11 protein-coding genes and 1 pseudogene are annotated in these 15368 nt (G+C 36.4%); 6 read left to right on the plus strand and 6 right to left on the minus strand.

The window, feature by feature from the left end:
• Nucleotides 1-14: 14 nt before the first annotated feature.
• From J2W48_RS15705 to J2W48_RS15725, 6 genes and pseudogenes are all read left to right on the plus strand, one after another.
• Nucleotides 15-728, plus strand: coding sequence for a 3'-5' exonuclease (locus J2W48_RS15705; protein WP_310282591.1), 714 nt, complete (start codon nt 15-17; stop codon nt 726-728).
• A 75-nt stretch (nt 729-803) separates the two neighbouring features.
• Nucleotides 804-1880: a winged helix DNA-binding domain-containing protein gene (locus tag J2W48_RS15710; RefSeq protein ID WP_310282592.1), complete on the plus strand. Its 1077-nt coding sequence runs from the start codon at nt 804-806 to the stop codon at nt 1878-1880.
• Between the two features lie 111 nt (nt 1881-1991).
• On the plus strand, nt 1992-3431 hold the full coding sequence (locus J2W48_RS15715) for a nucleoside recognition domain-containing protein (RefSeq protein ID WP_310282593.1): 1440 nt from the start codon (nt 1992-1994) through the stop codon (nt 3429-3431).
• A gap of 69 nt (nt 3432-3500) precedes the next feature.
• Nucleotides 3501-3698 (plus strand): annotated as a pseudogene (locus tag J2W48_RS23210) (IS200/IS605 family transposase); the annotation flags it as partial.
• Nucleotides 3699-3702: 4 nt separating this feature from the next.
• A complete protein-coding gene (locus J2W48_RS15720) occupies nt 3703-4446 on the plus strand; it encodes a hypothetical protein (RefSeq protein ID WP_310282594.1) in 744 nt (247 codons plus the stop codon).
• Nucleotides 4447-4516: 70 nt separating this feature from the next.
• On the plus strand, nt 4517-6121 hold the full coding sequence (locus J2W48_RS15725; RefSeq protein WP_310282595.1) for a fumarate hydratase: 1605 nt from the start codon (nt 4517-4519) through the stop codon (nt 6119-6121).
• A 136-nt stretch (nt 6122-6257) separates the two neighbouring features.
• On the opposite strand, the gene J2W48_RS15730 is transcribed toward J2W48_RS15725, so the two are convergent.
• From J2W48_RS15730 to J2W48_RS15755, 6 genes are all read right to left on the minus strand, one after another.
• Nucleotides 6258-9023, minus strand: coding sequence for a M4 family metallopeptidase (locus tag J2W48_RS15730; RefSeq protein WP_310282596.1), 2766 nt, complete (start codon nt 9021-9023; stop codon nt 6258-6260).
• Nucleotides 9024-9367: 344 nt separating this feature from the next.
• Nucleotides 9368-10024, minus strand: a complete 657-nt coding sequence (locus tag J2W48_RS15735) for a CoA transferase subunit B (RefSeq protein ID WP_310282597.1) — start codon at nt 10022-10024, stop codon at nt 9368-9370.
• Nucleotides 10025-10118: 94 nt separating this feature from the next.
• A complete protein-coding gene (locus tag J2W48_RS15740; protein WP_310282598.1) occupies nt 10119-10820 on the minus strand; it encodes a CoA transferase subunit A in 702 nt (233 codons plus the stop codon).
• 176 nt (nt 10821-10996) lie between these two features.
• Nucleotides 10997-13303: a penicillin-binding protein 1A gene (locus J2W48_RS15745; RefSeq protein ID WP_310282600.1), complete on the minus strand. Its 2307-nt coding sequence runs from the start codon at nt 13301-13303 to the stop codon at nt 10997-10999.
• Between the two features lie 2 nt (nt 13304-13305).
• Nucleotides 13306-13791 carry a gliding motility lipoprotein GldH gene (locus tag J2W48_RS15750; protein WP_310282601.1) on the minus strand — a complete coding sequence of 162 codons (486 nt, stop codon included), beginning with the start codon at nt 13789-13791 and terminating at the stop codon, nt 13306-13308.
• The gene (locus J2W48_RS15755; RefSeq protein ID WP_310282602.1) at nt 13775-15115 is read right to left on the minus strand and encodes a PSP1 domain-containing protein; all 1341 of its coding nucleotides are present in this window, start codon (nt 15113-15115) and stop codon (nt 13775-13777) included. The genes J2W48_RS15750 and J2W48_RS15755 overlap by 17 nt, the downstream gene beginning before the upstream one ends.
• Nucleotides 15116-15368: the final 253 nt, after the last annotated feature.

Here is a 15368-nt window from a genome sequence, read left to right on the forward strand (position 1 = left end):
TTTAAACTAAAATTATGATTGAAAAAATAAACCTCAACAATATCCTTTTCCTTGATATAGAAACCGTTCCCGAAGAAGAGAATTTCAATTCCCTTGACGCAGAAATGCAATCGCTTTGGGACTTAAAAACGCAATACCAGCGAAAAGATGATTTTACACCTGAAGAATTTTATGACCGCGCCGGAATCTGGGCTGAGTTCGGGAAGATTATCTGTATTTCGGTTGGATATTTTACCATCAAAGGTGATATTCGAAATTTCAGGGTTACTTCGTTTTTTGGGGAAGAGAAAAAAATTCTTCGTGACTTTAATAATCTGTTGAGTAATCATTTTAATCAGCCACAGCATCTTTTATGCGGACATAATGCCAAAGAATTTGACATTCCGTTTCTCGCACGCCGAATGATTATCAACCAAATTGCAATTCCGGACAAACTAAATTTATTTGGTAAAAAACCTTGGGAGATTCCGCATTTGGATACTTTAGAGTTATGGAAGTTTGGCGATTACAAGCACTTTACTTCTTTAAAATTATTGACCAAAATCCTCGGAGTTCCATCTCCAAAAGGTGATATCGACGGCAGTCAGGTCGCACATGTTTTTTATGTGGAGAAAGATATTGACCGAATTGTAACGTATTGCGAAAAAGACACCATTGCCGTTGCTCAGATTTTCCTAAGGTTACGAAGAGAAGATTTGTTAATTGATGAGGAGATTATTCATGTTTAGTTTTTTTTTAAAGGTACAAAGTTGCAAAGGCTAAGGTTCAAAGTTTAAACTTATCGGATTTAAATGTTTTAAAAAATGACATTTCAGGAAATTTCACATCATCGTCTTGTTTCTCAAAAGCTATATAAAACAAGCCCAAATTCGCCACAAGAAATTGTGCATCATTTAGGCGCCATGCAGGCTCAGGATTATGCAATGGCAAAATGGGCTGTTGGTTCCCGTTGTGATTCTACAGAAAAAGAAATTGAAGAAGCTATAAATTCGGCACAAATCATACGCACTCATATTCTACGCCCAACCTGGCATTTTGTTGCTGCCGATGATATCCATTGGATGCTGGATGTTTCTGGACCACAAGTCAAACGTATTATTCTTTCCGAAACCAAAAAACAGGGTTATGATGAAAAGGAGCTCGAGAAGATTAATTTGAATATTGAAAAAATACTAGCCGGAAACAATCACTTAACACGGGATGAAATTATTCAGGAACTTGATATTAAAAAGGTTGCCGGTGACTATTATTTAAGCCCTGTTCTTATTATGATGTATGCAGAATTAGATGGTTTAGTCTGCAACGGAAAAATGAAAGGCAAACAAACAACTTACGCCTTACTGGAAGAACGGGTTAAAAAACCTGCAACCAGGTTAACCCGGGAAGAAGGTCTGGCAAAATTAGCCAAACGCTATTTTGAAAGTCATGGTCCGGCAACATTGCTGGATTTTTCGTGGTGGCCCGGTTTTTCTCCCACAATTTGTAAAACTGTTATTCATTCAATTGAATCTGTACTGAATTCGGTAGAAATTAACAATCAGACATATTGGTTTGGAACTGATTATTCTACTGAAAACAACTTCCGCGAAAGCGTCCACTTTCTTCCGGCATTTGATGAAATCCTAATTTCGTACAAAACACGTGAAACTTCCATTTCACTGGAACATCAGCCGAAAGCTTTTACCAATAACGGAATCTTTAAACCAATAATTCTGGAAAACGGAAAAGTCATCGGAATCTGGAAAAGAACCCTCAAAAAAGATCACGCCAAAATAGAAACACAGTTTTTTAATGAAACAGAAAATCATAAAAAAACCATTCTGTTCAAAGGTCTTAAATCATTCGAAAACTATCTGGAAACTAAAATTGTCATAGAATAAATCGAATTTTTACTAAAACAGTGCCATTTCTAATAAACTCTTCTGTTTTCAGTACTAAATTCTTTGTGCATTTTATCGCTAAATAATTACATTTACAAAAAAAACATCGTTATGGTATTAAGTAGATTTTGGTTAGTCATTTTTATTTCTTCGATTGTCTTTATTGTAGTCAGTTTATTTACTGCCAACACTTATACTATTGATTCTGTTTTGAATGGAAAGAAAGACGATCCCATTTTAGTCTCTGAAAAATACATTGAAGAACTTCCTGTTTTCATAAAGGACAGTATTAAAAATGCTCCAAATCAAAGTATGATTATCAATCGTGATACTCTTAATTCTGATACTACTTATGTTTACAAAAATAAAACTGTAAAAATTTATAGCGGTTTTCAAAAGTCTGATGGTTTACTGCCAACTTGTAAAAGTACTTTAGTCGATTTAATTCTTCCTCTTATTGCTTATCTAGCCTTTTTCTGTGGATTAATGGAACTTTTAATTGTTTCAGGGGCATCCGGAAAATTAGCTAAAGTATTAAGTCCGGTATTTGTAAAGGTTTTCCCAAGTATTCCTAAAAATCATCCTTCTATATCCTACATGACTTTAAACTTTGCCGCTAATTTCCTTGGATTAGATTCGGCCGCTACTCCTTTTGGACTTAAAGCCATGGAAAGTTTACAGGAAATAAATCCCGATAAAGACAAGGCCAGCGATGCCCAAATCATGTTTATGTGTCTTCATGCCTCAGGATTAACCTTAATTGCAACTTCAATTATTGGATATCGCGCTGCTGCCAATGCAACTAATCCGGCAGATGTTATGCTGCCTTGTATTATTACCTCTTTCATTGGTACTATTGCCGCTTTTTTAATAGTGGGAGTCAAACAAAAAATCAATTTTAAAAGCGCTTCTCTCCTTCTTGCCTTAATGGGACTAATTGCTGGTATTGTTGGTCTGCTGATGTACGTAAATCATTTGGATATAATTGGAAAAAATTACTTCACTTCTAACCTGTCTGGCTTAATATTGATTGCCATTATTGCTTTTACCTTAATTTTTGCATTTAAAAACGAACAGAAATTCATTGATGCCGATACTACCCCTTTTGACACATTTGTAGTAGGCGCAAATAACGGCGTTAAAACCGGTGTTACTATTTTTCCTTATGTATTAGGAATGTTAGTCGCTATTTCTTTATTCAGGAACAGTGGTTTATTCGAAATTATCAGTGACGGAATCGCGTTTGTCTTTTCAAACATGGGAGTAAGTAAAGAAATCACCAACGCATTACCTGTAGCTATGCTTCGTCCTTTTAGTTCTGCAGGATCCCGTGGATTTTTGATTGATTCTATGAATACGTTTGGTGCAGATTCCCTAACTGCCAGATTGAGCAGTATTTTCCAATGCAGCGCTGAAAGTACTTTTTATGTAATTGCCGTTTATTTTGGTTCTGTTAACATCAAAAATACGCGTTATGCTTTAGGCACAATGCTTTTGGTGGATCTTATTTGTGTGATTACGGCAATTTTTGTGGCAACCTGGTTTTTTTAATATTTTAATTAAACTGGATTAAAATCCAGCCCTACAATATAGGTCGAGCCGATGGCTCTTTTTATATAAACGGATTCAAAATTTGAATGGCAAGAAAGCTATGGAGCTTTTTCCTACGGTCAATCGCAAATTGAAGCTGTTTATAAATACATTGCAAATCAAGAAGAACATCATAAAAAATAAACTTTTTATGATGAATACATATCTTTTTTAAACAAATTCAATGTTCAATATGATGAAAGATATATATTTGAAACCTTACTATAATTCCATGAAAATAAAACATCTCCTTATTTTATTAATCCTTGCGGGTTGTCAGAAAGAGCAAAAAATAGCTCAGACTACCAGTTTTAATAATATTGAAGTTCCAAAAGCCGTTGCTGCAAACAAAAATGAAACAGAAGAAATTTCATTAAAAACAGATACCATTCTACTTTCTGAAGATAAAAAAGCTGCCGTTACTCATATTTTGGCTCATCTCACAGAACAAAAAGCGGATAAAGACAGCATTATCATATCAAAATTCAGGCTTGATTTTTACCAGAATAAAAATAAAATAGCGACTTCAAAAGTATCTATCAAAGGATACGAAAAAGGTTCAGAATGGTCCGGATCGTATGGTTTAAATTATGATTCTGAAAAGAACAGTCCTTTCATAAAAATTGATTTCGGATATCCTGCCTGTGGCTATGCATTTGATAATTATTTATATTATTTAAAAAACAATGACTTACAACTTGTTCATCAATGGCAATCCATGTCAGACAGCGGTTGGGGAACTTGGACAGAATTTATAAGTAATGATTCTAAAACAGATTCTAAAATTTTCTATTGTAAAACTGTTTCGTTTGAGCCCGGAGATGATAATTCTGAAGATTCGGGCATTTTAAAATATTCAGATTCCACTTCGTTTTCATTAAAAGGAAATCAATGGAAAAAGAAATTACTTTCGGCAAAAGAGAAACCATATTTCGAGAAAAAGATGAGTTTTAATGAGTTTCATAACCAACAATAAACTTCCCAAGACTTATAATTCAAATTCTTTCTTAGGTAAATAATTTTTAACTTTGCCAAAAACCTAAGAAATGATTGATTTTATATACCAGGATCCTTATCCTATTTTAAAGGATGATACACAATACCGCAAAATTACTTCTGATTTTGTAAAAGTAGAACAATTTGGAGAACGCGAAGTTTTAACCGTTGACCCAAAAGGTTTAGAATTATTGGCTGAAGAAGCCTTAACAGATGTTTCGTTCATGTTGAGAACATCGCATTTGCAAAAACTAAGAAAAATTCTTGACGATCCGGAAGCCACGGATAATGATCGTTTTGTAGCTTACAATTTACTTCAGAATGCTTCGGTTGCTGCCGAAGGACAGTTACCAAGCTGTCAGGATACCGGAACGGCTATTGTTATGGCGAAAAAAGGCGAAAGCATTTTTACAGGAGTTGATGATGCTGAATGGTTAAGCAGAGGAATTTTCAATACCTACCAAAAACGTAATTTACGTTATTCGCAGATTGTTCCGATTTCGATGTTTGAAGAAAAAAATTCAGGATCGAATCTTCCGGCGCAAATTGATATTTATGCTAAAAAAGGAACTTCGTATGAATTTTTATTCATGGCAAAAGGCGGAGGATCTGCAAACAAAACTTACTTATACCAACAAACAAAATCATTACTGAACGAAAAATCAATGGATGCTTTTGTTCGCGCGAAAATAAAAGATCTGGGAACTTCCGCTTGTCCGCCTTACCATTTGGCTTTGGTAATTGGAGGAACTTCTGCTGAAGCAAATTTAAGTGCTGTTAAAAAGGCTTCTGCCGGATATTACGATCATTTACCAACTACCGGGAACATGTCGGGTCAGGCATTTCGTGATATCGAATGGGAACAAAAAGTACAGCAAATTTGCCAGGAAAGTGCCATTGGAGCTCAGTTTGGTGGGAAATATTTTACGCATGACGTACGGGTAATCCGTTTGCCTCGTCACGCTGCTTCCTGTCCGGTTGGATTGGGAGTTTCGTGTTCTGCTGATAGAAATATAAAAGGAAAAATCACGAAAGACGGAATCTTCGTGGAACAATTAGAAGTTAATCCGAAACAATTTTTACCAGAAACAGCTCCACATTTAGAAGCTCCGGTTGAAATCGATTTGAATATGCCAATGGTAGATATGCTGGCAAAACTGACTCAATATCCAATCAAAACCCGCTTAAAATTGAACGGAACCGTAATTGTAGCCCGTGATATCGCACATGCTAAAATCATGGAAATGCTGGAGGCAGGTCAGCCAATGCCGGAATATTTTAAAAATCATCCTGTTTATTATGCAGGACCAGCAAAAACTCCGGAAGGAATGGCTTCTGGAAGTTTTGGACCAACAACAGCAGGACGTATGGACGTGTATGTAGATGAATTCCAAAAACATGGCGGAAGCATGATTATGCTGGCAAAAGGAAACCGGACCAAACAAGTTACAGACGCCTGCAACAAATATGGTGGATTCTATTTAGGTTCTATCGGAGGTCCTGCGGCTATTTTAGCACAGGACAATATCCTGAAAGTGGAAGTTGTCGATTTTGAAGAATTAGGAATGGAGGCGGTTCGTAAAATTACCGTTAAAGATTTCCCGGCTTTTATTATTACTGATGATAAAGGGAATGATTTCTTTGAGAATTTATAAAACTTATTTGAAAAAATACCCCAAGATTGTATATTTCTATAGAAGTTTAAAACTCATAAACAAAAAACCGCCTTCTGGCGGTTTTCTTTTTTTAGAATAAAATATTTTACTTTTTATTAATCATATTTTCACTCCATTACTTTTTAATAAATTTTTTAACAACTCTTTTTTCACCGTTATTTAATTCTATAAAATAAATTCCTGTAGTTAATTTACTTACATCTATAGGACTTCCGGATAGTTCTCCTGAACTAATTTGCTGTCCTAAAGTATTTGTAATTTTGAAAACAGATCCATTATTTTTTGATAGCGAAATATTTAATTCATTGTCTACAGGGATTGGATATAATACAAAATCGGAAGTTTCAGTAGTTTCTGCCAATCCGTTAATAGTTTCCTGAACAACAACTGCTCCCGAAGCCGTAATATTTATAGAATAGTCTTCAACTTGCCCATATGAAAAAGCTTCGCACGAAGTTGGAATTCCATTGTATTTCATTGAAACTCTCATTCTTGTAGTTCCAAGAGTTGCAGTAGCCGGAATTGTAATTGTTCCTGTTACCGGAGTAGTTTTTGATGCTGCTTTTGTCCAGACAGTTTCACCTGAATCGGCAAAATCACCGTCTTGGTTGTAATCAATGAATACTGCATACCCTTCATTATAAATTGTTGATGTCCAGGATGGTGTTATGGTAATAGTATAGGAAGTTCCTCTCGCAGCATTTGTAGAAACAGCGGTATAATTTTCATAACCTGTTGTAGCTGTTGAGGTATTGTTAATCGTTCCAAAAACAACTTTGCCAATTCTTTCATCTGCAGAACTGTTTCCGGATGATGTGCAATAAGTAATAGCAGCTGCAAGGGTGGTAACATTTACTGCGCTGCTTGCCGCTGATACATTTCCTGCAGCGTCTTTAGCTTTTACAGTAAAACTATACGCTGTTGAAGCGGTTAATCCAGTAACAGCATAAGTCGTAGTGGCAGACGAGCCTTTTAAAACTGTTCCCTGGTAAATATCATATCCCGTTACTGCTACATTATCTGTTGAAGCTGTCCATGATAAATTGGTTGTTGTACTTGTTGTACCTGAAGCCGCAAGAGCAGTTGGTGCAGTTGGTACAGTTGTATCTGCAGAGCCTGTGTAGGCAGCTCCAACACCAACAGCATAAAATGCATTTGTTGTTGCAATAACCTCTGCTGATCCTGCACCGTATAAATCAATTGCCGATTGTATTCCAGAGGTTCTAGCATTAGCAAAAGTTGAATTAGCAGTTAAATAAACACTTTCTAAACGAAAAGCTATTTTTGCAGCCTTATCAATTGTAATTCCGGAAACATTATATGCATTTCCAATGTCGTTTGTTCCTGTCTTACCTACTGCCAGAATATAAAACCAATGATTTAATACCCCGGAGTTAGTATGTACTCCACAATAATCATTATTGCTTGTTGGTGTACAGTTTACATTTACCCAATAAGTTCCCCCATAAGTATCTGGTTGTCCCTCAGAATTTGGATCACTCATTGATCGTAAAGCTGCATGCCCTGATCTTCTTTCTATATCCTCTCCAATTAACCAGATAGATTTTGTTGGAGCAGCGAAATATTCAATACACGCCCCCCAAATATCAGAAAAGCCCTCGTTCATTGCTCCTGATTCTTTTTGATACGCTAAGTTTGCTGTATAGGTACAAATAGCATGACCAATTTCATGACCGGCAACATCAAGAGATGTTAAAATGTCAAAATATGTTCCACTTCCGTCTCCGTAAGTCATTACACTTCCGTTCCAGTAAGCATTATCGTATGCATTACTGTAGTGTACATAACTTTTTATGATAGTGCCTGCATTATCAAAGCTGTTTCTGCCATGTACAGTAGACCAGTAATCATAAGTTTTTTCGGCTCCCCAATGCGCATCCAATGCACCATTGTCTTTGTTTGCATTTGCATACTCAGCTGCGGTCCAGTTATTATCTGCATCTGTAAAATTTACTGCTGCTGTATAACTGGTTCCTTTTTGCATATTAAAGGTATTTATACCTAAACCTCTGGTTGCATCTGCTAATCTATATGATGATCCGCTTAAAGTAGTTTGTATTACCTGTGTTCCGCTATAACGTGTAGCTGCATTGGCTGCTACGATAGCAATATTAGAATTGGAAGATTCTTTTGATCCGGTTACACCAGCAGTTTTTGACCTTCCGTGGCTATATTCTCCGAGGTGTTTTATAGTTGCATTGTAAAATAAAACTTGTCCGTTAATAGCATCTATGTATAAATCGCCACGACTTACGGGATTTGTTGCGTAGATATCAAATTTATAAGCTAAACGAACATTATCACTGGTTCTTTTTTGCCCCTGATCTTCCATGGCGGGCAATAAGACCAATTCTCCTTTGGGTTTTTCATAACTCATTTCTTTCGCATCAAGTGGGGTTTCCCATAGATATTGCTTTGCACCGATGTGACTTGTTGCTTTGTTAAAAGCTTCTTCCTCTGAAAGTTTTGGTATTATTTTTACATTCTCAAGATTGTAATATTCACCATTCATAGAAACTAATTTTCCGTTTTTATAATGCAGGCTGTAGTTGGCAAACTCTACTTTAATTCCCTGATCATACAATTGGAATTTTTCATGCGTATATCCATCTTTATCTGTTTCGGTTCTGATTTTGGCAAAAGACTGGTTTTCTTTTAGCCCTAATTGATCCTGAAAGACCTTTCTTGAATCTGAATCTTTGTAGGTAGCACTTTCGCTAAAGATAATTGAACTTGGTAATCCGTTTTCGGATACATTTTTCTGACTTACGCGTTTGTCTGTTACTTGCGAAAATGCAGTTAAAGAAAATGTGAGCATAACAACTGTCGTAGTGACAATTTTTGGTAATTTTTTTTCCATAATAAAAGGGGTTTAAAATTGGTAATGGATTAAAAACCAAAATATCTAATGTAAGTAAATACTTTAATTTAAGGCAAAAGTATTTTAATTTTGTTATTTAATCGATTAAATTTGCTTTTAATCGATTAAATACAACAACTTTTGTCTTAAATACACTTTTATTTAACAAATTATAAGGATTTTACAAAAATACATACGAAAATTAACATATTATTGAATCACAATGCACTGAAAACAGACCTTCGTAACTCTTTAAAAACTAAAAACAGAATATCTGTTAAATTTACCCTACAAAAAAGGCCAGCTTTTTAAAGCCGGCCCTTGATAGGTTTTATAAAAAATAATTATCTTATATCCATTTCCGGAATTTCGCCTTCAACAATCAAATCAGCTTCAGTTGAAGCAATAATATGCTCAACAGAAATGCCTGGCGCGCGTTCTAAGAGCTTAAAGCCTTTTGGAGTTACTTCGAGAACTGCCAATTCAGTTACGATCTTTTTAACGCATCCTACACCGGTTAATGGCAAACTGCATTTTTTGAGGATTTTTGATTCACCTGCTTTGTTGACATGCATCATGGCAACGATGATATTTTCTGCAGAAGCTACCAAATCCATTGCACCGCCCATACCTTTTACCATTTTACCCGGAATTTTCCAGTTGGCAATATCTCCGTTTTCAGAAACTTCCATCGCACCCAGGATTGTCAAATCTACTTTCTGGCTGCGGATCATTCCGAAACTAAAAGCCGAATCAAAAAAGCTCGCTCCCGGAAGCGTTGTAATCGTTTGCTTTCCTGCGTTGATAATATCTGCATCTTCTTCTCCCTCAAAAGGAAATGGCCCCATGCCCAAAACACCGTTTTCGCTTTGAAATTCAACAGAAATATCTTCCCGAACATAATTCGCAACCAAAGTCGGAATCCCGATTCCAAGATTGACAAAATAGCGATCTTTTACTTCTTTGGCAATTCGTTTTGCAATATCTTCTTTTGTTAACATATTTTCTAATGTGTCAATTTGGAAATTAGATAATTAGATAATGCCTTACTTTCGCAATCTAATTCATTATCTAATTATCGCATTATCTAATTATCTAATTCTTAGCTCGAACTGTACGTTGTTCAATACGTTTCTCAAACTTTTCTCCCTGAAAAATACGCTGTACCATAATTCCCGGAATATGAATTTGATTGGGATCTAAAGTTCCAACCGGAACCAATTCTTCGACTTCGGCAATGGTGATTTTTGCAGCGCCAGCCATACAGGCATTGAAGTTTCTGGCAGTTCCTTTAAAGATCAGGTTTCCGGCTTCATCACCTTTCCAGGCTTTTACAATGGCAAAATCGGCTTTGAAAGCGTGTTCCATGATGTGCATTTTCCCGCTGAATTCACGGACTTCTTTTCCTTCTGCTACTTCGGTTCCGTAACCAGCCGGCGTAAAAAAAGCAGGAATTCCGGCTTGTGCGGCACGACAGCGTTCGGCTAAAGTACCTTGTGGAGTGAGTTCAACTTCCAATTCTCCTGAAAGCATCTGGCGTTCGAATTCAACATTTTCACCAACGTACGAAGAAATCATTTTTTTGATTTGCCTTTTTTGAAGGAGTAGTCCTAATCCAAAATTATCCACACCTGCGTTATTTGAGATACAGGTTAAATCTGATATCGGTGTGTTGACTAAGGCTGCAATGGTGTTTTCAGGAATTCCGCATAAACCAAATCCGCCAAACATAATCGTCATGCTGCTTTCTATTCCTTCAATAGCATCGTGAACATTATTTACTTTTTTTGTTATCATAACAAAGTGTCTTTATTACTGTATTCTTTTGATAAAAATACCATTTTTAGATTAATTTATAACGATTTCGTAAAAAATAAACTAAATCTATTCTAAAAAAAATATCCTTTTGTATACTTCCGAATTTCAGAAGCCACAAAAGGATGTTTTTTATACAAAAAAGAGAACAACTTAAATTACAGTTCGAATTCGTCTGTATTCTGTTCTGTTTGTGTAGTGTCTTTTACAACAGCTGGTCGGGTGTAGCAATCTACTTTTATAGAAAGATTGGCAGGTCGTTCGAACTCTGCTTTGGAAACCTGAAGTCCCGGATCAGCATAACAAAGTTTCATAAAATAACCCCAAACTGGCAAAGCTGCTGTTGCTCCCTGTCCGTAAGTCAGGCTTTTGAAACGTGCTGAACGATCCTCGCAGCCTACCCAGACTCCGGTTACTAAGTTGGGCACCATGCCCATAAACCAACCATCAGACTGGTTTTGTGTTGTTCCGGTTTTACCCGCAATAGGATTTTTGAACATGTACGGATAACCTGTCCAACGATTATCTCCGCTTCCGCCGCCCTGTGTGCGTAAACGTGCACCTGATCCGGTTTCTGTAACACCCTGAAGTAATTTGATTACTGCAAAAGCAATATCTTTATTTAAAACATCATGAGATTCCGGGATTGGCTCGTAAATTACCTCTCCGCTTTTGTTTTCTATTCGGCTTAAAAATTGTGGTTTTACATACACACCCTGATTGGCAAATGTGCTGTAAGCAGCGACCATATCTTCAACAGTAATATCAACGGCACCTAATGCGATTGAAGGCTGCACCGGAATCTCCGTTTTAACCCCTAATTTTTGTGTTAGCTCTACAACGGCTTCCGGACCGGTTCTGTCTATTAATTTTGCTGAAACTGTATTGATGGAACTTGCCAGACCTTGTTTTAAAGTTACCATTCCGCGGTATCTATTATCAGAGTTTCTTGGCTCCCAATCTGCAGTTACATGATGGCGGCCTTTGCGAATTACAAATGGCCCGTCAAGAATTGAATCACACGGTGACATATTTAATTGTTCGATTGCTGTTGCATAAACAAACGGTTTAAAAGTAGACCCCACCTGTCTTGCCCCCTGCCCTACGTGATCGTATTGAAAATATTTATAATTGATTCCGCCAACCCATGCTTTGATATTTCCAGTTTGAGGCTCCATCGCCATCAAACCTGACTGCAAAAAGTGTTTATAATAACGAATAGAATCCAAAGGAGTCATTATCGTATCACGTTCTCCTTTCCAGGTAAAAATGCGCATTTGTGTTTTTACCTTGAATGAATTGATGATTTCGTCCTCACTTTTATCCATATTTTTCATAACCGCCCAGCGCGTAGAATTTTTCATGGCCTGCATTATGATTCTATCTGTTTCTGCTTTGGTAATATTTACGAAAGGTGCATTTTTATTGGTTTTCATTTCAATAAAAAACTGCTTCTGAAGATTTTTCATGTGTTCAGAAACGGCTTCTTCTGCATACGCCTGCATTCTTGAATCGATAGTGGTGTAAATTTTTAAACCATCTTTATAAATGTCATAATCAGATCCGTCCGGTTTTTTATTCTCCGCAACCCATTTTTTCATGTAATCACGCAGATATTCCCTGAAATAAGTTGCTGTTCCTTCACGATGGCTTTCTAATTTAAATTTTAAAGAGATGGGTAAATCCTGGTATTTTTCTTTTTCAGCATCCGTAATCATTTTGGCTTTTGCCATTTGTGAAAGCACAACGTTACGACGGTTTTTTACACCTTCGGGATTACGAATCGGATTATATAATCCTGAATTCTTGAACATTCCGACCAAAATAGCCGATTCATCTACAGTTAAATCTTTTGGCTCCTTAGAAAAATAGGTTTGTGCCGCAGAACTTACTCCAACAGAATAATTTCCGAAGTCATACACGTTGCAATACATGGCCAAAATTTCGTTTTTGGTGTATTGTCGTTCCAGACGAATGGCGATAATCCATTCTTTTATTTTTTGTACAATTCTAAAAGGTAAAAATCTTGATCCTTCACCGTGGAATAATTGTTTCGCTAATTGTTGTGTTAAGGTACTCGCACCACCATTAGTTCCTAAAGTAAAAACAGCTCTTAAAGTTCCGCGTCCGTCAATTCCTGAATGTTCATAAAAACGGGCATCTTCGGTAGCCACCAAAGCTTCAACCAAATTTTTTGGTAAATCAGAATATTTAAGCTGTGATCTGTTGGTTTTGAAATACTTACCAATCACAACTCCGTCTGAAGAAATAATTTCGGTAGCCAGATTAGAATCCGGATTTTCTAAATCTTCAAAAGAAGGCATTGAGCCAAAAAGCCCCCATGAAGCAAATAAAAAGAACGCTAAAATACTGAGTAAAGCGTATGCAAAAATCCTCCAAAACTTATTTTGATAGTATTTAACATCTTTTGTGCTATTTGATTGATTGTTTTTTTTGGTAGCCATAACTATTTTAAATCTTTTTGTTCTATTCTAAAACCTACATCTGTAATACCTTCTAATTCCTGGACACCTGGAATTTTACCTGATTCCCTAACGGCTTGCTTAATGTGTACTTTGTATTTTCCTCTAAATTTTACACCTTCTTTTAAGTACAGTTTACTTTCTTTAATATCTGAAAAACCATTTCCTAACAGCGTCCCATCAGGATTTGCCATTTGGTATTCGAGCGTATCCACCTTCGTAAATCCGTTTGGCATTTCTATTGCTACAATTAAGAACAGATTATTAAAAGGATAATTGTTGTTGTTCCTTAAATTTACAAATAGATCGTAACGTTTTGTGGAATCTAAAACGGGTATATCGAAGGTTACGATACTGTCTTTGTGCCAGGCACTACCAACAGATTTGTACTCATCAAACACCCTTTTTTTATCACATGAAAAAAGAAGGATCGCTACTATAAGCAGGATTCCGCTATTTTTTATTCTCATTTTTAGTAATAATTATAGGTTTTCTGGGTTCAGCAGGCTTTTTATCATTCGAATTGTTTGGTTTGTTCGTTTGATTTTGCTTATTGGGCCTGTTTTGATTTCCGGCCGGTTTATTATTGTTTGGTTCCTGCGGTTTATTGGTTTGTATTTTGTTTGCATTAGGAACAATGGCATTAGAAACAACCGCACTTTCTCCTGGTTTACGTTTGCGATTTGGCTTTTTCTTCTTTTTTGGCTGGTCAAAACGGGTTAAACTTTCCTGGCCCATTGCATTATTGAAGTCTTTTTCAGGCTCAACAGTAATTTCTATTGCAAAATCCTCTAATGAAGAAACTTTGTTTTTTGATTTGTTTTCGGCAATAATTTCTTTTACCTGATCGATTTTTAAAACATGCCAGTTTGCGAAATTATTAGTGTAAGCAAACCACATTAATCCTTTAAAAATATCTTGTTTCTGACAGATTGCATCACCTTTTTCGGTCACTAATTTAGTGTCGTAATCCGGAAAATCTTTTAATGCGTCCATGTAGGTATCCAACTCATAGTTTAGACAGCATTTCAGTTTTCCACATTGTCCGGCTAATTTTTGTGGATTTAACGAAAGTTGCTGGTAACGCGCCGCTGATGTATTGACACTCCTGAAATCGGTTAGCCAGGTTGAACAGCAAAGTTCACGCCCGCAAGAACCAATTCCGCCCAAACGAGCTGCTTCCTGACGGAAACCAACTTGCTTCATTTCGACTCTGGTGCTGAATTCTTTCGCAAAATCTTTAATTAAAAGCCGGAAATCGACCCTGTCATTTGCGGTGTAGTAAAATGTAGCTTTTGATCCGTCTCCCTGAAATTCGATGTCTGAAATTTTCATTTCAAGTTTGTGCGAAATAGCCAATTCACGGGCTCGAACTTTCATAGGTTCCTCGCGATCACGAGCTACAGACCAAATATCAATATCTTTTTGGGATGCTTTTCGGTAAATTTTTGGCACTTCATTACTTTCGTGATTGACTCCTTTTTTCTTCATTTGAATTTTAACCAATTCTCCTGTCAAAGTAACAATCCCAATATCATGTCCCGGTGAAGCAACAGTTGCTACAATATCACCAATACTTAACGTTAATTTCTCTGTATTTCTAAAAAATTCCTTGCGCCCGTTTTTAAAACGAACCTCAACACAGTCAAAAATCGCCTCTCCATTGGATGGACTCATGTTCGAAAGCCAGTCAAAAACCGTTAATTTATTGCAGCTGTCGGTGCCGCAAGTCCCATTATTTTTACAACCCTTTGGTGCGCCGCCATCTGAGGTTGAACAACTTGTACATGCCATAATTATATATGTAGTGTTGCAAAAGTGCAACTTAAGTTCATAAACGTTTGAACGGTAAAGATAGTATTTTTTTTAGTTTGCGTTTTATCGATTAAAACTAAAGCCTTGTTAAATAAAAAAACCTATTTTGATTGATGCAAAATAGGTTTTTAGTTATTTAAAACCTGAATTGATTATTAATTTTTTGAAGCAGAAAAATTAAGTATTTCCAGCACGCATGTTCCCGCTTTACGTTGCAATCTTTTGTGCCGAA

It is taken from the genome of Flavobacterium piscis, assembly GCF_031457575.1.
GTDB classification, from domain to species: Bacteria; Bacteroidota; Bacteroidia; order Flavobacteriales; family Flavobacteriaceae; genus Flavobacterium; species Flavobacterium piscis_A.

Excerpts from the sequence above, each read along its gene's own strand:
- J2W48_RS15730 (WP_310282596.1), bottom strand. The coding sequence starts at position 9,023 with ATGGAAAAAAAATTACCAAAAATTGTCACTACGACAGTTGTTATGCTC.
- J2W48_RS15715 (WP_310282593.1), top strand. The coding sequence starts at position 1,992 with ATGGTATTAAGTAGATTTTGGTTAGTCATTTTTATTTCTTCGATTGTC.
- J2W48_RS15705 (WP_310282591.1), top strand. The coding sequence starts at position 15 with ATGATTGAAAAAATAAACCTCAACAATATCCTTTTCCTTGATATAGAA.
- J2W48_RS15755 (WP_310282602.1), bottom strand. The coding sequence starts at position 15,115 with ATGGCATGTACAAGTTGTTCAACCTCAGATGGCGGCGCACCAAAGGGT.
- J2W48_RS15725 (WP_310282595.1), top strand. The coding sequence starts at position 4,517 with ATGATTGATTTTATATACCAGGATCCTTATCCTATTTTAAAGGATGAT.
- J2W48_RS15750 (WP_310282601.1), bottom strand. The coding sequence starts at position 13,791 with ATGAGAATAAAAAATAGCGGAATCCTGCTTATAGTAGCGATCCTTCTT.
- J2W48_RS15735 (WP_310282597.1), bottom strand. The coding sequence starts at position 10,024 with ATGTTAACAAAAGAAGATATTGCAAAACGAATTGCCAAAGAAGTAAAA.
- J2W48_RS15745 (WP_310282600.1), bottom strand. The coding sequence starts at position 13,303 with ATGGCTACCAAAAAAAACAATCAATCAAATAGCACAAAAGATGTTAAA.
- J2W48_RS15710 (WP_310282592.1), top strand. The coding sequence starts at position 804 with ATGACATTTCAGGAAATTTCACATCATCGTCTTGTTTCTCAAAAGCTA.
- J2W48_RS15740 (WP_310282598.1), bottom strand. The coding sequence starts at position 10,820 with ATGATAACAAAAAAAGTAAATAATGTTCACGATGCTATTGAAGGAATA.
- J2W48_RS15720 (WP_310282594.1), top strand. The coding sequence starts at position 3,703 with ATGAAAATAAAACATCTCCTTATTTTATTAATCCTTGCGGGTTGTCAG.